This is a genomic window from Streptomyces sp. NPDC038200 (assembly GCF_055600785.1).
Window position 1 is genome coordinate 1 of record NZ_JBVJYH010000007.1, and the last position, 20,240, is coordinate 20,240.

Below are 20,240 nucleotides of genomic sequence, written 5' to 3' on the forward strand. Positions count from 1 at the left end.
CAGGGGGGACCCTGTGGGAGAGTAGGACGCCGCCGAACAAATATTGGGAAAACCCCCGCATCGATTCGATGCGGGGGTTTTCTGCGTTCCGGGGGCCTTCTGCGTCCCCGAAGGGACGACGGCGGACAGCAGCCGCGCGGGTAGCAGCCGCTCAGAGCCGGCCCGCCGCTTTCAGAGCCAGATAGGCATCCGCCAGCGCCGGCGCCAATTCCTCGGGAGTCGCGTCCACCACGGTCACTCCGTGACGGCGGAGTTGTTCCGCGGTACGCCGACGCTCGCTCTGCGCCTGAGCCGCCGCCGCTGCTTCGTACACGGCCTCTGTCGCGCCCCGGGCCCGCGCCATGAGAGCGATACGCGGATCGGCCACCGAGGCCACCAGGACAGTGTGGCGGCGCGTGAGCTGAGGGAGGACCGGCAGCAGACCCTGCTCCACCGGCGCCGCGTCCAGTGTCGTGAGGAGCACGATGAGAGAGCGCCGAGGGGCGCTTCGAAGAACGGTGGCGGTGAGGCCCCGGGCGTCGGTCTCGACGAGTTCCGGTTCGAGCGTGGCCATCGCGTTGACCAGGGAAGGCAGTACATCGCCCGCCGAGCGACCCTGGACCAGGGCGCGGACCCGGCGGTCGAAGGCCAGCAGGGCCACCCGGTCGCCGGCGCGCGAGGCGAGGGCCGCGAGCAGCAGTGCCGCGTCCATGGAAGCGTCCAGGCGAGGGGCGTCGCCCACCCGTCCCGCCGAGGTACGCCCGGTGTCCAGGACCAGCAGGATGTGCCGGTCGCGCTCCGGGCGCCAGGTGCGGACGGCGACGGCGGACTGCCGGGCCGTGGCACGCCAGTCGATCGAGCGGGTGTCGTCCCCCGGGACGTACTCGCGCAGACTGTCGAACTCCGTTCCCTCGCCACGGGTCAGCACACTGGTGCGTCCGTCGAGTTCACGCAATCGGGCGAGCCTCGACGGGAGATGCTTGCGGCTGGTGAACGGGGGCATGACTCGTACCGTCCAAGGCACCTTGTGGGCGCCCTGACGGGCGAACAAGCCGAGAGGGCCGTAGGAGCGGATCGTCACACGGTCCGCGTGGCGGTCGCCGCGGCGGGTGGGACGCAGCCGGGTCGTCACGCGTCGGCGTTCGCCCGGCGGGATGGACAGCCGGTGCCGGGAGTCCACGATCTCGGTGCCCCGCTGCCAGCTGCTGGGTGGCCAGGCGTCCCGCAGCGCCGCCCGCAGGAGGCGGCGGGACGGGTTCGTGATCGTGAGCGTGACGTCCGCCGTGTCTCCGAGGCGGGTGGAGGTGTCACCGGAGCGCGTCAGCAGCAGACGGCGCACCGGCGCGGCCAGCGCGTAGTCGCAGGCGCAGGCCAGGGCCAGGGGGCCGTTGACCGCGAGGACGCCCGTCCAGCTCGGTTCCAGGATGCCGACGGGGATCGAGCCGAGGGCCGCGAGGAGGGCGGCGCGTCCGGTGACCGCCATCAGCGGGGCACCGGGACGTGGGCGAGGACGGCGTTGATGACCGCGTCCGCGGTCACGCCCTCCATCTCGGCCTCCGGGCGCAGCTGGATGCGGTGGCGCAGAGTGGGCAGAGCGAGGGCCTTCACGTCGTCCGGGATGACGTAGTCGCGTCCCGTCAGCCACGCCCAGGCGCGTGACGTCGCGAGCAGAGCGGTGGCGCCGCGCGGGGAGACGCCCAGGGTGAGCGAGGGCGACTCGCGGGTGGCGCGGCAGATGTCCACGACGTACGCGGTGATCTCGGGGGACACGGTCGTGTTGGCGACCGCGGTACGGGCCGCCGCCAGATCGGCGGCGCCGGCGACCGGGCGCACACCGGCGGCGCGCAGGTCGCGAGGGTCGAAGCCCGAGGCGTGCCGGGTGAGGACGTCGATCTCGTCCTGGCGGGAGGGCAGAGGGACCGTCAGCTTGAGGAGGAAACGGTCCAGTTGGGCTTCGGGGAGGGGGTAGGTGCCCTCGTACTCGACCGGGTTCTGGGTCGCGGCGACGAGGAAGGGGTCGGGCAGCGGGCGCGGGGTGCCGTCGACCGTGACCTGGCGCTCCTCCATGGCCTCCAGAAGAGACGACTGCGTCTTGGGCGGGGTCCGGTTGATCTCGTCCGCGAGAAGCAGGTTGGTGAAGACCGGGCCGGGCTGGAAGGAGAACTCCGCGGTGCGGGTGTCGTAGACGAGGGACCCGGTGACATCGCTCGGCATCAGGTCCGGCGTGAACTGGACGCGCTTGGTGTCGAGTTCGAGGGCGGATGCGAGGGCGCGGACGAGCAACGTTTTGGCGACCCCGGGGACTCCTTCAAGCAGTACGTGTCCGCGGCAGAGAAGGGCGACGACGAGGCCGGTCACGGCGGGGTCCTGGCCGACCACGGCTTTGGCGATCTCGGCACGCAGGGCTTCCAGGGAGGCCCGGGCGGTTCCGGGGTCCCCGCTCTGCCCGGCGTTGTCGGTGGTCGGGTCCATCATGAACGGCGTACCTCTCTTTCGAGGGCGTCGAGTTGGTCGGTGAGTGCGATGAGGGCCGCGTCGTCGCCGGGCGGCGGTCCGAAGACAAGGGCGTGCAGGCTCTGTCCGTCGGCGGCGAGGTGGGCGGACAGGGCGGGAAGCAGGGCCTCGGGTGCGTGTGCCTGGGCGGCGGGGACGCCGACGAGGGGGGCGAGGCGGGTGCGGGTGGCGGAGCGAAGAGCGTCCGCGGCGCGGTCGCGGGCCCTGGCCTTGAGGTAGAGGCGGGCGCGGCCTTCGGCGGTCTCGGAGGCGCGGATCGCGACGGGAAGTCTCTCGGGCACGAGCGGGCCGAAGCGGCGTGCCCGCCAGAAGGCGGCGAGAGCCGCCGCGATGAAGAGCTGCAGGGTGGCCCAGAGCCATCCCGGGGGCAGCAGGTCGAGGAAGTCCTTCCGGTCGCCGGTTCCGGTGGCGGAGGCGTCTGACAGCGAGGGGAGGTACCAGACCAGATGGGGGCGGGAGCCGACGAGTTGCAGGGCGAGCGAAGCGTTGCCCTGCTCGTCGAGACGGTCGTTGTAGAGGATGTCGGGTGCGCCGAGCACGACGGTGTCGCCGCCGCCGGAGGCCGCGGGGACGCGCAGGAGGGTGGCCAGGCGCGCGCTGGGGTAGCAGGAGTCGGCGTCGAGGTGGCTGGTGGTGTAGCGGATGCCGCCGGTGTCCGCGGAGCCCGCGCGCCGCGCCTCCGGCAGCGCGCAGTCCGGGGCGAGCGTGGAGCCGCCACTGGTGGCCGGGTCGGCGGTGACGCCGGGGGCGAGTCGTTCGACGGACCAGCTGCCGGCCGCCACCAGGACGGTCCGGCCGCCGGAGGACGCCGTCGCCGCCCGCAGTCGCGTCTGCTGGCCGTGCGTCAGCCGGTCGGGTACGGCCACCAGCAGGGTGGTGTCCGGGCTCGCGGAGGTGCGCGCCGCGTCGAGTGTGGTGACCACGCGGGTGGAGACGCCCCGTTCGGCGAGCAGCTCGGCGACGGCGCGGCTGCCGTAGGGGTCGGGCGAGCGCGGGTCCAGGGCGCCGTGCCGGGTGGTGGAGCGTACGGCGGCCATGGCGACGGCCGCGGCCAGGATCAGTACGACGGCGAGCGCGATGCCCCGCGTCCGGGTCCACACCTGGCGGCCGGTGCGGGCGGTGGAAGTGCTCGTCGGCGTGGCCTCGATGGTCACTCGGCTGTCCCCTGGCGGGTGCTGTGGGCCGCGCTGGTGGCGCTCGTGGCGAAAGTCGGCCTGGTGCGTTCCACGTCCCGGTCGAGTTCGGCGAGGCGGTGGTACGACTGCTCGCCGGCCCTGCGTCCACCGTATGTGACGTCGTCGAACTCGCGGGCCGCGGCGCGCAGTCGGTCCGCGTGGGCGGGGAGGACACGGCCGGCCTCGGCAGTCGCTTCGTCGGCGGTGCGGCCGGGGCGGACGTCGAGCAGGGCTCGTTCCTCCAGAGCGCGGACGAGGGCCCGCATGCGCTCCTGGACGGCCTGGTTCCAGTGGCCCTGGGCCGCGTGCGCCTCGGCGGCCGCGCGGTGCTCGGCGGCGCTGCGGGGCCGCTCGTCGAACAGGACGGCGGCGGAGCGGGGTTGGCGTCGGGGGGTGCCGAGGCGCCACCACAGGGCGGCCAGGACGGCGACGGCGAACAGGACGACGACGATCAGGCCGACCACGCCGCCGGGAGTCGCCGAGGCGGCCGCGCCGAACAGCCGGTCGAGGAAGTCCCAGAACGCGTTCAGGGCGCGCTGGAGCAGGCCGGGATCGTTCTCGTGGTACATCCGCTTGGACAGTTCCCGCCGGGCCGCTTCCCGCGCGGGGTCGCGCGGGACGGTCACCGGCGGTTCGTCGCCCGAGCCGCCGGACGCCAGGACGGCGCGGTCCGTCGCACCCAGCAGCCGTCGTACGACCGTGGCGGCGGCACCGGATGGCGCCGCCGCCGTGAGAACTCCCCCCGCGAGGCTCACCGCATCAGCTCCCGGGGACGGTACCGGGGGCGCCGGTGCCGTAGCCCTGCACGCCGGCGGCGCGGGCCAGTTCGAGGTCGAGGGCCTCGCGGCGGATCCGCTGGTCGATGTAGAGGAGCACGGTGACGCCGGCGCTGATCGGAAGGGTGAGCGTGGTGCCGATCAGGGAACCGATCCCCCGGATGATCAGGAACGCCCAGCCGACGTGTCCGCCGTCGGGGCCGAGGAAGTTGTCCATGCTGTCGCCGCTCACGGCGGATCCGATGAGGGCGAACGGGATGGTGACGATCGCCGAGACGATGCCGGCGATGAGCCAGGCGAGCAGCTGGATGCCGAGGACGCGCCACCAGGCGCCGCGCACCAGCTTGGCGGAGCGGCCCATGGCCTTGAGGATGCCCTGGCGTTCCAGCATCAGGGCGGGCGCGGCCAGGTAGTAGCGGATCGCCAGCCACACCGCGACGACGACCCCGGCGAGGATGCCCAGGCCGAACAGCGCGGACCCGCCGGCGTCGCTGCCGCCCCCGGCGCGGACCAGGATGCCGGGCAGCGCGCCGGCGACGATCACGCCCACGGTGATCAGGCCGAGCAGGATGAGCAGACCCGCCAGCTTCGGAATCTGCGTGCGGGCCTCACGCCAGGCCTCGCCGGCGCTGACCGGTTTGCCGAGCACGGCGCGGCTGGTGACGGTCGTGAGCAGCGCGGTCGCGACGACGACGGCGGCTGCGGAGATCACCGTGACGATGCCGCTGCCGATCATGGAGTCGCGCAGGGCGCGGTACACCTCGTCGGGGGTCGCGGTCCGGCTGTCGAGAGAGGTGCGGGAGAGGACGTCGTTGAGGACGAAGCCCTGCACGAGGACCAGGCAGGTCTCCGTGACCACGGCGACGGCCAGCGCTATGCCGAGGACCGTGCGCCAGTGGGCGCGCATGGTGGACACGGCGCCGTCGAGGATCTCGCCGACGCCGAGCGGGCGCAGCGGGATGACACCGGGCTTGGCGGCGGGGGGCGGGCCGCCCCAGCCACCGCCCCAGGAGGGATGACCGCCGGGGGAGCCGTATCCGCCGTAGCCCGGGGGCGGGCCGCCGTGGCCGCCGGGTGGGCCCGCGTATCCGCCGCCGTGGCCCGGGCCGCCGGGATGCGGGGCGCCCCAGCCTGCGCCGGGCGGCGGGGGCGCCTGGTGCGGGCTGGGGGCACCGGTGGGCGCCGACCACTGGCCGGGTGGCGGCTGCTCCTTGGACCATTTCCCGCCCGGGCCCTGCGCGTCCGCGCTCGGCTGCGGCGCGGGCTCGGCGGGGCCGGGGCGGTCGGCGGGTTCGGCGGGGCCGGACGCACCGGGTTCCCGCCCCTCGGACGACGGGGCGGATCCGGGCGAGGCCCAGCCCGGAGTGTCTGTCATCGAAGCTCCTTCTCGGTGCCCGTCCGCCGACGCGGCGGCAGGTTGGCAGTAATCGTGCCATGGGCCGGTCATCGGGGGACCGGCCGCGGTAGGGGCTGGACACCTTCAATTGTCCGCCGGATCCGGGGCAGACTGACGGCATGGCTGATCAGCAGGCGCGAACCGGCGGGGAGAAGCGGTCGACCGAGATACCGGTGATCCGATGGGAGGAACCACCAGAAGGTCCCGTACTGGTCCTTCTTGATCAGACAAGGCTGCCGGCCGAAGAGGTCGAGCTGGTGTGCACCGACGCGTCGGCGCTGGTGGAGGCGATCCGTTCGCTCGCCGTGCGGGGAGCGCCGCTGCTCGGGGTCGCGGGGGCGTACGGGGTCGCGCTCGCCGCCGCGCGTGGCTTCGAAGTGGCCGAGGCCGCGCGGGCGCTCGAGGAGGCCAGGCCCACTGCGGTGAACCTGTCCGTCGGCGTGCGCCGGGCCCAGGCCGCGCACCAGGCGGAGCTGGCCAGGACCGGCGATCCCACCGCAGCGGCCGTGGCGACGCTGGCCGCGGCGCGGGCGCTGCACCGGGAGGACGCCGAGGCCAGCGCCCGGATGGCGGCCCATGGCCTGGCGCTGCTGGACGAGCTGATGCCCGGTGGCGGGCACCGGATCCTGACCCACTGCAACACCGGATCGCTGGTCTCGGGAGGGGAGGGCACGGCCTTCGCGGTGGCTCTGGCGGCGCATCGCGAGGGGCGGTTGCGGCGGCTGTGGGTGGACGAAACGCGTCCGCTGCTCCAGGGCGCTCGGCTGACGGCGTACGAGGCGGCCCGTACCGGCATGGCGTACACCCTGCTCACCGACAACGCGGCGGGCTCCCTGTTCGCGGCGGGCGAGGTGGACGCGGTGCTGATCGGTGCGGACCGGATCGCGGCCGACGGTTCGGTGGCGAACAAGGTGGGCAGTTACCCGCTCGCCGTGCTCGCCCGGTACCACCATGTGCCGTTCATCGTGGTGGCGCCGGTGACGACGGTCGACCCGGGCACCCCCGACGGGGCGTCCATCGAGGTCGAGCAGCGTCCCGGTTACGAGGTGACCGAGGTCGCGGCCCCCCAGGGGCCGGTGACGGGTGCGGGGGGCGGGATTGCGGTGGCTCCTCTGGGGACCCAGGCGTACAACCCGGCGTTCGACGTGACGCCGCCCGAGCTGGTGACGGCCGTCGTCACCGAGGAGGGAGTCGTTTCACCGGTGACCGCCGAGGCTCTCGCGGAGCTGGGCGCCAGATCCCGCCGGGCGGCGCTCGGCTAGGGACGACATCGGCTCGACGGCCGGCAGCGGCCCCTCCGCCCGCGGTGATGCGCGGAGAAGAGGGGCCGGGCCCGGAAAGCGGGCAGCGGAGCCGGAGCGCGGGGGCGAAAACGGGCCGGACGGGGGCGGGCCGCCGCGCGGCCGGAGACGTCCCGACGGACAGGGGCAGACAGTGACGGCTTCCTACGGCTAGGGTCACCGGCCAGTGACCTCCCTCACCAGGGCGCCTGTCGCTGTTATGAGAATGGGATGATGTCGTTTATGAAGGGACGAGTCCTTGTCGTCGACGACGACACCGCACTGGCCGAGATGCTCGGCATCGTGCTGCGTGGTGAAGGTTTTGAGCCGTCTTTCGTAGCCGACGGCGACAAGGCGCTGGCCGCTTTCCGGGAGAGCAAGCCCGATCTGGTGCTGCTGGACCTGATGCTGCCCGGCCGGGACGGCATCGAGGTGTGCCGGCTGATCCGGGCCGAGTCCGGGGTGCCGATCGTGATGCTCACGGCCAAGAGCGACACCGTCGATGTCGTCGTGGGCCTGGAGTCGGGCGCTGACGACTACATCGTCAAGCCGTTCAAGCCAAAGGAGCTGGTGGCCCGGATCCGGGCACGGCTGCGGAGGTCGGAGGAGCCGGCGCCGGAGCAGCTCACCATCGGTGACCTGGTCATCGATGTCGCCGGGCACTCGGTGAAGCGGGACGGGCAGTCGATCGCGCTGACTCCGCTGGAGTTCGACCTGCTGGTCGCGCTCGCGCGCAAGCCGTGGCAGGTGTTCACGCGCGAGGTGCTGCTGGAGCAGGTGTGGGGCTACCGGCACGCGGCCGACACGCGGCTCGTCAACGTGCATGTCCAGCGGCTGCGCTCCAAGGTCGAGAAGGACCCGGAGCGGCCGGAGATCGTGGTGACCGTCCGCGGTGTCGGTTACAAGGCCGGACCGAGCTGACATGTCCGGGGACAGCGCCGCTTCGGCTCCCGGCGGGTCCGGGACCCGTCCGGGGCGGTCTGTCGGCCGGAAGGCGGCTGGTGCGCGTTTCCGGAACCTGCTCGAGGGCGGGCTGCTGGAGGGCGGTGTTCAGGGCAGCCCGGTCCTGCGGCTGTTCCTGCGCTGGGTGCGCCGTCCGCTGCTGCCGGTGATGCGGCTGTGGCGGCGCAACATCCAGCTCCGGGTCGTCGCCACCACCCTGGTGATGTCGCTGGGTGTCGTCCTGCTGCTGGGCTTCGTCGTGATCGGGCAGGTGCGCAACGGCCTGCTGGACGCGAAGGTGAAGGCGTCGCAGAGCCAGGCCACGGGCGGATTCGCGGTGGCCAAGCAGAAGGCGGACGAGGCGGCCGGTGGGACCGGTGCGGCCGGCGACGCCGGTACGAGTGACGGCACGGCGACCGCGGACGGGCGGCAGTCCCAGAACGTCATCCAGTGGATGAGCGACCTCGTGGAGTCGCTGTCCAGCGGTGGCGCGGGCGCCTTCGACGTGGTGACGCTGCCCGTGGGTGACGACAGCGGCGGCGGGCGCAGCCCGCGCGGCTCCGGGAACGTCAACCCGACCTCCAGCGTGCCCGCCGACCTGCGCGAGCGGGTCAACAGCGGTACGACGGCCGTCCAGAGCAACACGCGGATCATCTACTACGGCGGCAAGGAGTCGCAGCCGGGGCTGGTCATCGGCAAGCAGGTCAACGACCCCAACGGCCGCTCGTACGAGCTGTACTACCTCTTCCCGCTCACGCAGGAGGAGAAGTCCCTCAGCCTGGTCAAGGGCACTCTCGCCACCGCCGGGCTGTTCGTCGTCGTCCTGCTCGGGGCCATCGCCTGGCTGGTGGTGCGGCAGGTCGTCACGCCGGTGCGGATGGCGGCCGGGATCGCGGAGCGGCTGTCCGCCGGGCGGCTGCAGGAGCGGATGAAGGTCACCGGCGAGGACGACATCGCCCGTCTGGGCGAGGCCTTCAACAAGATGGCGCAGAACCTCCAGGTCAAGATCCAGCAGATGGAGGACCTGTCGCGGATGCAGCGGCGGTTCGTCTCCGACGTCTCGCACGAACTGCGCACCCCGCTGACCACCGTCCGGATGGCCGCCGACGTCATCCACGAGGCGCGCGAGGACTTCGACCCGGTGACCGCGCGGTCGGCCGAGTTGCTCGCCGACCAGCTGGACCGTTTCGAGTCGCTGCTCGCGGACCTGCTGGAGATCAGCCGGTTCGACGCCGGGGCCGCGGCGCTGGAGGCCGAGCCGATAGACCTCAGGGAGGTCGTCCGCCGGGTCGTCAGCGGCGCCGAGCCGCTCGCCGAGCGCAAGGGCACCCACATACGGGTGCTCGGGGACCAGCAGCCCGTCGTCGCCGAGGCGGACGCCCGGCGCGTGGAGCGCGTGCTGCGCAACCTCGTGGTCAACGCCGTGGAGCACGGCGAGGGCAGGGACGTCGTCGTCAAGCTCGCCGCGGCGGGCGGGGCCGTGGCCATCGCGGTGCGGGACTACGGCGTCGGGTTGAAGCCCGGTGAGGCGACCCGGGTCTTCAGCCGCTTCTGGCGGGCCGACCCGGCACGCGCGCGTACCACCGGTGGCACCGGTCTGGGGTTGTCGATCGCCCTGGAGGACGCGCGGCTGCACGGCGGCTGGCTGCAGGCGTGGGGCGAGCCGGGCGGCGGCTCCCAGTTCCGGCTGACGCTGCCCCGGACCGCGGACGAGCCGCTGCGCGGTTCGCCGATACCGCTGGAGCCCAAGGACTCGCGCCGCAACCGCGGCCTCGACGAGGCCGGACTGCCCCGCGGGAGCGAGGAGAAGCGGGCGACCGTTCCGGTGCAGCCGGCGGGTGCCCAGGGGCCGGCGTTGCCGCCGCGGGCGTCGATCGCGCCGCGGCTGGCCTCGGCCACGCCCGCCGCCGGCCCGACGGCGCTGCCCGGCCACGGCAATGGCGCGCGCGTGGTGCCCCGGCCCACCGGTGGCGTACGCCGTCCGGGTGACGGGCCCGCCGCACGTCCGGCGCCCGAAGCGAGCGAGGGCGGGTCCGATGCCGTCGCGCCGGAGGACTCGACCGAGCCAGGGGAGGCATTTCGTGGTCGCTGACCGCGAGGGGGGCGCACGGCGGCGGCCGGGGCGTGCGGTGGCGTACGCCGCCTTGGGTGTCGTACTGCTGGCCGGTTGTGCCTCGATGCCCGACAGCGGGGACCTGCGGGATGTGGAGTCCACGCCGCGGCAGGACACCGGGGTCCGGGTGTTCGCGATGCCGCCGGCCGACGGCGCCGGTCCGGGCGAGATCATGCAGGGCTTCCTGGAGGCGCTGACCAGTGACGATCCGGAGTACGACACGGCGCGCAAGTATCTGACGGCCGACGCCGCGAGCAGTTGGCGGCCGGAGCGGTCGGCCACGGTCCTGGCGAACGGGCCGACCATCGAGACCGACTGCGGTCCGAGCGGCCGGGAGGAGGCCAACAGCGTCACCTGTGTGCTGGCCGGTACCCGGGTCGCCACGGTCGACGCTCAGCAGGCCTTCCAGCCCGCCGGCGGCTTCTACCGCAAGAAGCTGCACCTCACCAAGAGCCCCAAGAGCGGGCAGTGGCGCATCGACGGACTGCCCGACGGTGTCGTCATGGGTAAGTCGGACTTCCAGCGCAACTACACGTCCGTCGACAAGTACTACTTCGCGTCCGACGCGGCGGTCGGGACGGGCGGGCAGCCGGTGGCGGTGGCCGATCCGGTGTTCGTGCGCAGCAAGGTCGACCCGATGACCCAGCTGGTCCGTTCGCTGCTGCGCGGGCCCACCACCTGGCTCGGGCCGGTGGTCAGGTCCAGCTTCCCGACCGGTACGGCGCTGCAGAAGGACGTGTCCGGGCTGGCGCCGGACGACCAGAACAAGCTGACGGTGCCGCTGAACCTCAAGCCCTCCCGGGTAGCGGCGGGCAAGTGCACCGAGATGGCGACGCAGGTGCTGTTCACCCTGCGGAACCTGGCGCCGACGCTGGAGTCCGTGGAGCTGCGGGGGACCGGCGACGACCGGCTGTGCGAACTGACCGAGGAGCGCGCCGAGTCCGTCGCCTGGCACGGGTCGTCCAAGCGTCCCGAGTACCTGTACTTCATCGACGGCAAGCACCGGGTGGTGCGGATGCCCGCCGGGAGCACCGGCACCGGCTCGGTCCCGGTACCGGGTCCGCTGGGCGAAGGCGGCAAGGGGCTGCAGTCGGTGGCGGTGTCGCGCGACGAGCACACCGCGGCCGGGATCGGCGACGAGGGCCGGTCGCTGTACGTGACGTCGCTGGCGTCGGGCGGCTCGCTCGGCGAGGCGCTGGTGACCAGCGTCGGCGCCACTCCCGAGGAGCGGTTGACCACGCCGAGCTGGGACGCCCGCGGCGACCTGTGGGTGGCCGACCGCGACCGGCACCGTCCTCGGCTGTTCGTCGTGGACCCGGACACCGGCAAGCCGGAGCAGGTGGCCGTCCCGGATCTGTCGGGCCAGATCAAGGACGTGCGGGTGGCCGCCGACGGGGCGCGGATCGCGCTGGTGGTGGAGAAGGACGGCAAGCAGTCCCTGCTCATCGGCCGGATCCAGCGCGACGACGGAACCGGGCAGGGCATGTCCGTGGACGGGCTGCGGTCGGCGGCACCGGACCTGGAGCAGGTCAGCGCCATCTCCTGGGCCGGTGACAGCAGGCTGCTCGTCGTCGGACAGGAGCAGGGGGGCGTGCAGCAGATGCGGTACGTCCAGGTCGACGGGTCCACGCTCGACGGCCCGGCGCCGGGCGCGCTCACCAGCGTCAAGGCCATCGCCGCGTCCGAGGACGAGCGGGTGCCGCTGGTGGCCTACTCGGAGGACGGGATCGTACGGCTGCCGTCCGGGGCGCAGTGGCAGAAGGTCGACAAGGACGGGACGGCGCCGGTCTATCCGGGCTGAGGCCAGGCGGTACGGCCGGCAGCTTGCGGCCTCCCCTCGGGGCGAGCGGGCCCCGCCGCCCTCCCCGGGCGAACGGGTCGGCCGCACGGCGCTGTCCACAGGCGGGTCGGCCCCGCGGCGTCGTCCACAAGCGGGTCGGCTCCGCGGCGTCGTCCACAAGCGGGTTGTCCACAGGGGTGGCCGGTCGGCGGCGGTGTGGGCACAGTGGTGGTCATGCGGGGGTGGTGGCAGGACCTCACCGACCTGGTGCTGCCGGCCGACTGCGCGGGCTGCGGTGCACCTCGTACGGCGCTCTGCCCGCGGTGCCGGGCCACGCTGGAGGAGGCCGCGCCGCGGCGGGTGCGGCCCGTGCCGGAGCCGGCCGGGCTGCCGGTGGTGCACGCGGTGGCGCCGTACGCGGCGGAGGTGCGCGCGCTGCTCCTCGCGCACAAGGAGCGGGGTGCGCTGACGCTCGCGGGAGCGCTCGGCCCGGCACTGGCGAGGGCCGTGCGCGCCGGTCTGGGCCACGGCGGCGGCACGGGGGCCGGCGGCCGGGGCGCGGGTGCCGGGGGAGGGCCGGAGGGATGGCCGTGGCGCGGGCCGGTGCTGCTGGTCCCCGTGCCCTCCGCCCGGTGGGCCGTGCGGGCACGCGGACACGATCCGGTGCGGCGGATGGCGCTCGCGGCGGCGGGGGAGCTGCGGCGCACCGGCACGCCGGCCCGGGTGGCGGCCGTGCTGCGCCAGCGGCGGCCCGTGGCGGACCAGGCGGGGCTGGACGCGCGGCGGCGCCTGGAGAACCTCTCCGGGGCGCTGGAGGTGACCGCGGGCGGCGGGCGGCTGCTCGACGCCGGTCGCATCGTGCTCCTCGACGACCTGATGACGACGGGCGCCAGTCTCGCGGAGGCGGCGCGGGCCCTGCGCCTGGCGTCGGTATCCCGTCGGGATGACGAAACGGCCGTGTATCGGGCCATAACTCGGGAAGGTAGGGGGGAACGGAACGACGTACGGACGGAGAGGAGGAAGTGGGTGCACAGTGCACCGGAAAAAGTGGTGCCGAACGCCCTCCCGCGGGTGCTCCATGCAGCCGTGATCGCGGCTCCCGCTGATTCTTTCGAAATAAACAGGAACTGACTGTCAACTTGCATCGTTGCAGGTAGTGACGGGGGCAATTCACTTGAACGGAGGTACGGCGCAGTAGAGGGTGACGACATCCGTCCGGGCGAGATATGTTCGGTTGTGAGGAAAGGCGCAGGCCAGGGCCTCGCATTCCGAATGCCGTGCTGCGGGTTTTCCCGCAATCACCCGCACTGGTGGGGTGGAGATCTCGTCCATGGGGGAGGAGGAGGTGGAAGTCACCGAGTCCGAGGTCCGGTGATCACCGGACCTGGTGCAAAAGGGAGATGCTCCGCCGATGGAGCGGAGCGATCCGGGAACGGAGTTCTGCGTGGACATCGTCGTCAAAGGCCGCAAGACCGAGGTGCCCGAGCGGTTCCGCAAGCACGTGGCCGAGAAGCTGAAGCTGGAGAAGATCCAGAGGCTCGATGCCAAGGTGATCAGCCTCGACGTCGAGGTGTCCAAGGAACCGAACCCCCGACAGGCCGACCGCTGTGACCGAGTGGAGATCACGCTCCGCTCCCGCGGTCCGGTGATCCGGGCGGAGGCGGCGGCGAGCGATCCGTACGCGGCACTGGATCTGGCGGCGGAGAAGCTGGACGCCCGGCTGCGCAAGCAGCACGACAAGCGGTACTCGCGCCGAGGCGCGCGCCGGATCTCGGCGGCAGAGGTCCCCGACCACGTCCCGGGCGCAGCGACCCTCGACGGCAACGGTCTCCTCGTCCAGGAGGAGGAGACGGACGGAGTGCCGACCAAGAAGATCGGCCCGCTGGAGGTCAAGGGCGAAGGCCCCCTCATCGTCCGCGAGAAGACCCACGTCGCCGCCCCGATGAGCCTCGACCAGGCTCTCTACGAGATGGAACTGGTCGGCCACGACTTCTATCTGTTCGTCGACTCCGAGACGAAGGAGCCGAGTGTCGTCTACCGACGGCACGCCTATGACTACGGCGTGATCCATCTCAGCACGGACCCGATGGTCGCCGAGGCGCAGCCACCCGCGGCAGGTGGCACGCTGGGTGGCTGACCCGCCCGGCTGAAGCTGAGCCGGTGCCCCTGGAGCGCGTGTGCGCCCCCAGGGGCACCGGTGTGCGACCACTTCTCGCCCCACACGTCACCTCGGTGTCGCCCAGGCATGGAATCATGGCCGCACCGGCCCAACCGGTGGGCCGCTGCCTTGGGTTGGCGATGGCACAGGACCACAGGCCACAGCCTTCAGGGGGAGGAACGATGGCGGACACCTTCGGACCGATGCGGGACGGGGACGCCGACGACGATGTCATCGGCGCGGGCCCGGACACGGGCGCTTCACGCAACGAGCCGATCAGAGTCCTGGTGGTGGACGACCATGCCCTCTTCCGGCGCGGCCTGGAGATCGTGCTCGCGGCCGAGGAGGACATCCAGGTCGTCGGCGAGGCGGGTGACGGGGCCGAGGCCGTCGACAAGGCCGCCGATCTGCTGCCCGACATCGTGCTGATGGACGTCCGCATGCCCAAGCGCGGCGGGATCGAGGCCTGCACCTCGATCAAGGAGGTCGCTCCCAGCGCGAAGATCATCATGCTGACGATCAGCGACGAGGAGGCCGACCTCTACGACGCGATCAAGGCGGGTGCGACCGGATATCTCCTCAAGGAGATCTCGACCGACGAGGTGGCCACCGCCATCCGCGCGGTGGCCGACGGACAGTCGCAGATCAGCCCGTCGATGGCGTCGAAACTCCTCACCGAGTTCAAGTCGATGATCCAGCGCACCGACGAGCGCCGGCTGGTGCCCGCGCCCCGGCTGACCGACCGGGAGCTGGAGGTCCTCAAACTCGTCGCCACGGGGATGAACAACCGGGACATCGCCAAGGAGCTGTTCATCTCGGAGAACACCGTGAAGAACCACGTCCGCAACATCCTGGAGAAGCTGCAGCTGCACTCCCGGATGGAGGCCGTGGTCTACGCGATGCGGGAGAAGATCCTGGAGATCCGCTAGTGCCCGTCCCCGGCGCCTAGCCGAGGAGGCCGGCGAGTTCCCTGGCGAGGGGCTCGCGCAGCTCGGGTGCGTCCACCCGCTCCACGCGCACGTTCGTGCAGTTCACCCAGGTCGCCGCCTCGACCAGGGCCTGGGCGACCGCCGGGACCGCCTTCGGGCCGTCCAGGGTGGCCTGCTTGGCCACCAGCGTGCGGCCCTCGCGGGCCGGGTCGACACGCCCGACCAGCCGGCCGCCGGCGAGCACCGGCATGGCGAAGTAGCCGTAGACCCGCTTCGGCTTGGGCACGTACGCCTCCAGCCGGTGGGTGAAGCCGAAGATCCGCTCGGTGCGTGCCCGCTCCCAGATGAGTGAGTCGAACGGCGACAGCAGCGTCGTGCGGTGCCGGCCGCGCGGCGGCGTCGCCAGGGCCGCCGGATCGGCCCAGGCCGGCTTCCCCCAGCCCTCGACCTCGACCGGCACCAGACCCGAGTCCGCGATCACCGCGTCGACCTGGTCGCCCTTGAGGCGGTGATAGTCGGCGATGTCCGCGCGCGTGCCGACGCCGAGCGACTCGCCCGCGAGCCGGACCAGCCGGCGCAGGCACTCGGCGTCGTCCAGCTCGTCGTGCAGCAGCGCGTCCGGGACCGCGCGCTCGGCGAGGTCGTACACCCGCTTCCAGCCGCGCCGCTCCACGCACACCACCTCGCCGTACATCAGCGCCCGCTCCACGGCGACCTTCGTGCCCGACCAGTCCCACCACTCGCTCGTCTTCTTCGCACCGCCCAGCTCCGTGGCGGTCAGCGGGCCCTCCGCGCGCAGTTGCTTGACGACCTGGTCGTAGGTGCCGTCGGGAAGCTCGTGGTTCCAGTGCGGGCGGTTGCGGTAGGCGCGGCGGCGGAAGGCGAAGTGCGGCCATTCCTCGATGGGGAGGATGCAGGCCGCGTGCGACCAGTACTCGAAGGCGTGCGTCTGCGTCCAGTACGCGGCGTCGACCGTCTTGCGCCCGACCGCGCCCAGACGCGCGTACGGCACCAGCTCGTGGGACCGGGCGAGCACCGAGATCGTGTCGAGCTGGACCGCGCCGAGGTGGCGCAGGACCCCGCGCACACCCGCGCGCCGGTCGGGCGCGCCGAGCAGGCCCTGCGCCCGCAGAGCGATCCGGCGGGCGTCGTCCGCGGTGAGGGTGGTGGCGGGGCGCGGAAGGGTCGTCATGCGTCGGACGATAGAGGGTGCCACTGACAACCCGCGAGGAGCTGCGCGTTCTTCAGGCCGCCGACGGTGCCGGCCGGCACGCGCGGGTTCTCCGGGCCGCCGGCGGTGTCACCCGGCACGCGCCGGTTGTTCGGGTCCCGGACGGTGCCGGCGCCGGCACGCACGCGCCGTCCCACCGGCACGCGTGCGTGCGTGCCTCAGACAGGCGCGGGCAGATAGGGGGCCGTGGAGGGCAGGCTCAGATCCGAGGGGAGGAGGGAGCCGATCCAGCAGTCCCGGCGCACCCCCTTGTTGTTGATACCGGAGCGCAGGGTCCCCTCGACGGTGAAGCCCGCGCGTTCGGCCACCGCGCGGGAGGCGTGGTTGCCGACCTCGGCGCGCCACTCGACGCGGTCGACGCCGACGTCGGTGAAGACCCAGCGGCAGGCGGTGAGCGCGGCCTCCACGACATGCCCCCGGCCGCGGTGCTCCTTGGCCGCCCAGAAGCCGATCTCGGCGGTGCCCAGCGAGCGCATCGTGAGGGCGAGCATCGCGGCCAGCTCCCCGCCGGTGAGAAACACGCCGAAGGTGAACATCGACCGCTGCGCCCAGCCGTCCGGCACGATCTGCTCCGTGAAGCTGATCGCGTGCTCCGGCAGATAGGGCGAGGGGACCGTCGTCCAGCGCTGGATCTCCGGGTCCTGCACGGCCGCGTACACCGCGTCCGTGTCGTCGGGGCCGACCGGGCGCAGTACGAGACGGTCGGTGGTGAGCGTGACGGGTTCCATCGCCCGATTCTGCTCGGGACGTCCGTCCGGAGCCATGGTTTTTGCGATGTGTGAGCGGGCGATCACATTTCGCGCAAATCCTCGCGCCGATGCGGCACCATCCGGATGCCCCGGCCGTTGTCCCGGGTGAAGCAGCCGTCGGGCCGCCAGGCCTCCCGGCACGGCCGGGTCCTCGCATACGATGGCCGTTGCTCAGTACGTCAAATGGAAACCGACCGTCCCAGGCCCGACCGGCAAGGAGACAAACCCCCGTGTCCGTCCTCTCGAAGATCATGCGTGCAGGCGAAGGCAAGATCCTGCGCAAGCTGCACCGCATCGCGGACCAGGTCAACTCCATCGAAGAGGACTTCGTCGGCCTCTCCGACGCCGAGCTGCGGGCCCTCACCGAGGAGTACAAGCAGCGGTACGCGGACGGCGAGACCCTGGACGACCTGCTCCCCGAGGCGTTCGCCACCGTCCGCGAGGCCGCCAAGCGCGTCCTCGGCCAGCGCCACTACGACGTGCAGCTGATGGGCGGTGCCGCGCTCCATCTCGGCTATGTCGCCGAGATGAAGACCGGTGAGGGCAAGACCCTCGTCGGCACGCTGCCCGCGTACCTGAACGCCCTCTCCGGAGACGGCGTCCACCTGATCACGGTCAACGACTACCTGGCCGAGCGCGACTCCGAGATGATGGGCCGCGTCCACAAGTTCCTGGGCCTGGACGTCGGCTGCATCCTGGCCAACATGACGCCGGCCCAGCGTCGTGAGCAGTACCAGTGCGACATCACGTACGGCACGAACAACGAGTTCGGCTTCGACTACCTGCGTGACAACATGGCGTGGTCCAAGGACGAGCTGGTGCAGCGCGGCCACAACTTCGCCATCGTCGACGAGGTCGACTCCATCCTGGTCGACGAGGCCCGTACGCCGCTGATCATCTCCGGCCCGGCCGACCAGGCCACCAAGTGGTACGGCGACTTCGCCAAGCTGGTCACGCGCCTCAAGCGCGGCGAGGCCGGCAACCCGCTCAAGGGTGTCGAGGAGACCGGCGACTACGACGTCGACGAGAAGAAGCGCACGGTCGCCATCCACGAGTCCGGTGTCTCCAAGGTCGAGGACTGGCTGGGCATCGACAACCTCTACGAGTCGGTGAACACCCCGCTCGTGGGCTACCTGAACAACGCCATCAAGGCCAAGGAACTCTTCAAGAAGGACAAGGACTACGTCGTCATCGACGGCGAGGTCATGATCGTCGACGAGCACACCGGCCGTATCCTCGCCGGCCGCCGCTACAACGAGGGCATGCACCAGGCGATCGAGGCGAAGGAAGGGGTGGACATCAAGGACGAGAACCAGACGCTCGCCACGATCACCCTGCAGAACTTCTTCCGCCTCTACTCGAAGCTGTCCGGCATGACCGGTACGGCGATGACCGAGGCCGCCGAGTTCCACCAGATCTACAAGCTCGGCGTGGTCCCGATCCCGACGAACAGGCCGATGGTCCGCAAGGACCAGTCGGACCTGATCTACCGCACCGAGGTGGCCAAGTTCGAGGCGGTCGTCGACGACATCGCCGAGAAGCACGAGAAGGGCCAGCCGATCCTCGTCGGCACGACCTCCGTCGAGAAGTCGGAGTACCTCTCGCAGCAGCTCAGCAAGCGCGGCATCCAGCACGAGGTGCTCAACGCCAAGCACCACGAGCGTGAGGCGTCGATCGTCGCCCAGGCCGGCCGCAAGGGCGCCGTGACCGTGGCCACCAACATGGCCGGCCGTGGTACGGACATCAAGCTCGGCGGCAACCCCGAGGACCTCGCCGAGGCGGAGCTGCGCCAGCGCGGCCTCGACCCCGAGGAGCACATCGAGGAGTGGGCCGCGGCCCTGCCCTCCGCCCTGGAGAAGGCCGAGCAGGCCGTGAAGGCGGAGAAGGAAGAGGTCGAGGAGCTGGGCGGCCTCTACGTCCTCGGCACCGAGCGGCACGAGTCGCGGCGGATCGACAACCAGCTGCGCGGCCGTTCCGGCCGTCAGGGCGACCCCGGCGAGTCCCGTTTCTACCTGTCGCTGGGCGACGACCTGATGCGTCTGTTCAAGGCCCAGATGGTCGAGCGCGTGATGTCGATGGCCAACGTGCCCGACGACGTGCCGATCGAGAACAAGATGGTGACGCGCGCGATCGCGTCCGCGCAGTCGCAGGTCGAGCAGCAGAACTTCGAGACCCGTAAGAACGTCCTGAAGTACGACGAGGTGCTCAACCGGCAGCGCGAGGTCATCTACGGCGAGCGCCGGCGCGTCCTGGAGGGCGAGGACCTGCACGAGCAGATCCAGCACTTCATGGACGACACGATCGACGCGTACATCCACGCCGAGACCTCCGAGGGCTTCCCCGAGGACTGGGACCTGGACCGGCTGTGGGGTGCCTTCAAGCAGCTCTACCCGGTGAAGATCACCATCGAGGAGCTGGAGGACGCGGCCGGCGACCGGGCCGGTCTGACCGCCGAGTTCATCTCGGAGTCCATCAAGGAAGACATCCACGAGCAGTACGAGGGCCGCGAGACGCAGCTCGGCTCCGAGATCATGCGTGAGCTGGAGCGCCGGGTCGTGCTGTCGGTGCTGGACCGCAAGTGGCGCGAGCACCTCTACGAGATGGACTACCTCCAGGAGGGCATCGGCCTGCGCGCGATGGCGCAGAAGGACCCGCTGGTCGAGTACCAGCGCGAGGGCTTCGACATGTTCACCGCGATGATGGACGGCATCAAGGAGGAGTCCGTCGGCTACCTGTTCAACCTGGAGGTTCAGGTCGAGCAGCAGGTCGAGGAGGTCCCGGTCGAGGAGGCCCAGCCGGTCGGCGAGGGCGTGCAGGACACGGTGCCGGCGCAGGCGGGCGCGCGTCCCGAGATCCGCGCGAAGGGGCTGGACGTCCCGCAGCGGCGGGAGCTGCACTTCTCCGCGCCGACGGTGGACGGTGAGGGCGGCATCGTCGAGCGGGACCTGGAGGACGACGACGAGCCGGTGCGCTCCGAGTCGGACGGCCTGACGCGGGCCGAGCGGCGCCGGCAGGCCAAGGGCGGGCGACGCCGCAAGAAGTAGCGGGGCGCCTGCGGCGCTTCAGCCGTTCGAGAAGGGCCGGGTCTCCTTGCGGGGAACCCGGCCCTTCCCGTGTCGCCGTGCGCGGGCCGCGCGGGCCGCGCGGGCTGTGTGGCGGGGCTGTGCGAGGCCCGTGCTGGTGCTGGTGCTGGTGCTGGTGCTGGTGCCGGCACCGGC

At 72.0% G+C, this 20,240-nt stretch carries 15 protein-coding genes; 8 read left to right on the top strand and 7 right to left on the bottom strand.

The features are described from left to right. Positions 1 to 151 precede the first annotated feature (151 nt). From ACZ7KF_RS16600 to ACZ7KF_RS16620, 5 genes are read right to left on the bottom strand one after another with little or no spacing between them, the layout of a single operon-like run. Positions 152 to 1,462, bottom strand: coding sequence for a DUF58 domain-containing protein (locus ACZ7KF_RS16600; protein ID WP_471074539.1), 1,311 nt, complete (start codon positions 1,460 to 1,462; stop codon positions 152 to 154). Further along, positions 1,462 to 2,451 carry an AAA family ATPase gene (locus ACZ7KF_RS16605; protein ID WP_471075444.1) on the bottom strand — a complete coding sequence of 330 codons (990 nt, stop codon included), beginning with the start codon at positions 2,449 to 2,451 and terminating at the stop codon, positions 1,462 to 1,464. The genes ACZ7KF_RS16600 and ACZ7KF_RS16605 overlap by 1 nt, the downstream gene beginning before the upstream one ends. Next, positions 2,451 to 3,647: a DUF4350 domain-containing protein gene (locus ACZ7KF_RS16610; protein WP_471074542.1), complete on the bottom strand. Its 1,197-nt coding sequence runs from the start codon at positions 3,645 to 3,647 to the stop codon at positions 2,451 to 2,453. Before ACZ7KF_RS16610 ends, ACZ7KF_RS16605 begins: the two co-directional genes overlap by 1 nt. After that, on the bottom strand, positions 3,644 to 4,423 hold the full coding sequence (locus ACZ7KF_RS16615) for a DUF4129 domain-containing protein (RefSeq protein ID WP_471074545.1): 780 nt from the start codon (positions 4,421 to 4,423) through the stop codon (positions 3,644 to 3,646). The genes ACZ7KF_RS16610 and ACZ7KF_RS16615 overlap by 4 nt, the downstream gene beginning before the upstream one ends. 4 nt (positions 4,424 to 4,427) lie before the next feature. Then, positions 4,428 to 5,819 carry a glycerophosphoryl diester phosphodiesterase membrane domain-containing protein gene (locus ACZ7KF_RS16620; RefSeq protein ID WP_471074548.1) on the bottom strand — a complete coding sequence of 464 codons (1,392 nt, stop codon included), beginning with the start codon at positions 5,817 to 5,819 and terminating at the stop codon, positions 4,428 to 4,430. 140 nt (positions 5,820 to 5,959) lie between these two features. On the opposite strand from ACZ7KF_RS16620, the gene mtnA reads away from it, so the two are divergent. The 7 genes from mtnA (at position 5,960) to ACZ7KF_RS16655 (ending at position 15,042) form a co-directional block, all read left to right on the top strand. Then, positions 5,960 to 7,102 (top strand): S-methyl-5-thioribose-1-phosphate isomerase, encoded by a 1,143-nt coding sequence (gene mtnA, locus ACZ7KF_RS16625; RefSeq protein ID WP_471074551.1) that lies wholly within the window; start codon positions 5,960 to 5,962, stop codon positions 7,100 to 7,102. A gap of 249 nt (positions 7,103 to 7,351) precedes the next feature. Next, positions 7,352 to 8,041, top strand: coding sequence for a two-component system response regulator MtrA (gene mtrA, locus ACZ7KF_RS16630; RefSeq protein WP_187279108.1), 690 nt, complete (start codon positions 7,352 to 7,354; stop codon positions 8,039 to 8,041). 1 nt (position 8,042) lies between these two features. Next, complete coding sequence (gene mtrB / locus ACZ7KF_RS16635) at positions 8,043 to 10,154, top strand: MtrAB system histidine kinase MtrB (protein WP_471074554.1); 2,112 nt, start codon at positions 8,043 to 8,045, stop codon at positions 10,152 to 10,154. Next, a complete protein-coding gene (locus ACZ7KF_RS16640) occupies positions 10,144 to 11,976 on the top strand; it encodes an LpqB family beta-propeller domain-containing protein (protein ID WP_471074557.1) in 1,833 nt (610 codons plus the stop codon). The genes mtrB and ACZ7KF_RS16640 overlap by 11 nt, the downstream gene beginning before the upstream one ends. Positions 11,977 to 12,189: 213 nt before the next feature. Then, entirely contained in the window at positions 12,190 to 13,086 is an 897-nt protein-coding gene (locus ACZ7KF_RS16645; protein WP_471074560.1) for a ComF family protein, read from the top strand. A gap of 313 nt (positions 13,087 to 13,399) precedes the next feature. Further along, positions 13,400 to 14,092 (top strand): ribosome hibernation-promoting factor, HPF/YfiA family, encoded by a 693-nt coding sequence (gene hpf / locus ACZ7KF_RS16650; protein WP_471075448.1) that lies wholly within the window; start codon positions 13,400 to 13,402, stop codon positions 14,090 to 14,092. A gap of 203 nt (positions 14,093 to 14,295) precedes the next feature. Continuing rightward, entirely contained in the window at positions 14,296 to 15,042 is a 747-nt protein-coding gene (locus ACZ7KF_RS16655) for a response regulator (RefSeq protein WP_471074563.1), read from the top strand. 16 nt (positions 15,043 to 15,058) lie between these two features. On the opposite strand, the gene ACZ7KF_RS16660 is transcribed toward ACZ7KF_RS16655, so the two are convergent. Both ACZ7KF_RS16660 and ACZ7KF_RS16665 read right to left on the bottom strand, forming a co-directional pair. Beyond that, a complete protein-coding gene (locus ACZ7KF_RS16660) occupies positions 15,059 to 16,234 on the bottom strand; it encodes a winged helix-turn-helix domain-containing protein (protein ID WP_471074566.1) in 1,176 nt (391 codons plus the stop codon). Positions 16,235 to 16,431: 197 nt separating this feature from the next. After that, positions 16,432 to 17,001, bottom strand: coding sequence for a GNAT family N-acetyltransferase (locus tag ACZ7KF_RS16665; RefSeq protein ID WP_471074569.1), 570 nt, complete (start codon positions 16,999 to 17,001; stop codon positions 16,432 to 16,434). Positions 17,002 to 17,252: 251 nt separating this feature from the next. On the opposite strand from ACZ7KF_RS16665, the gene secA reads away from it, so the two are divergent. Continuing rightward, the gene (gene secA, locus ACZ7KF_RS16670) at positions 17,253 to 20,066 is read left to right on the top strand and encodes a preprotein translocase subunit SecA (RefSeq protein ID WP_471074572.1); all 2,814 of its coding nucleotides are present in this window, start codon (positions 17,253 to 17,255) and stop codon (positions 20,064 to 20,066) included. Positions 20,067 to 20,240 lie beyond the last annotated feature (174 nt).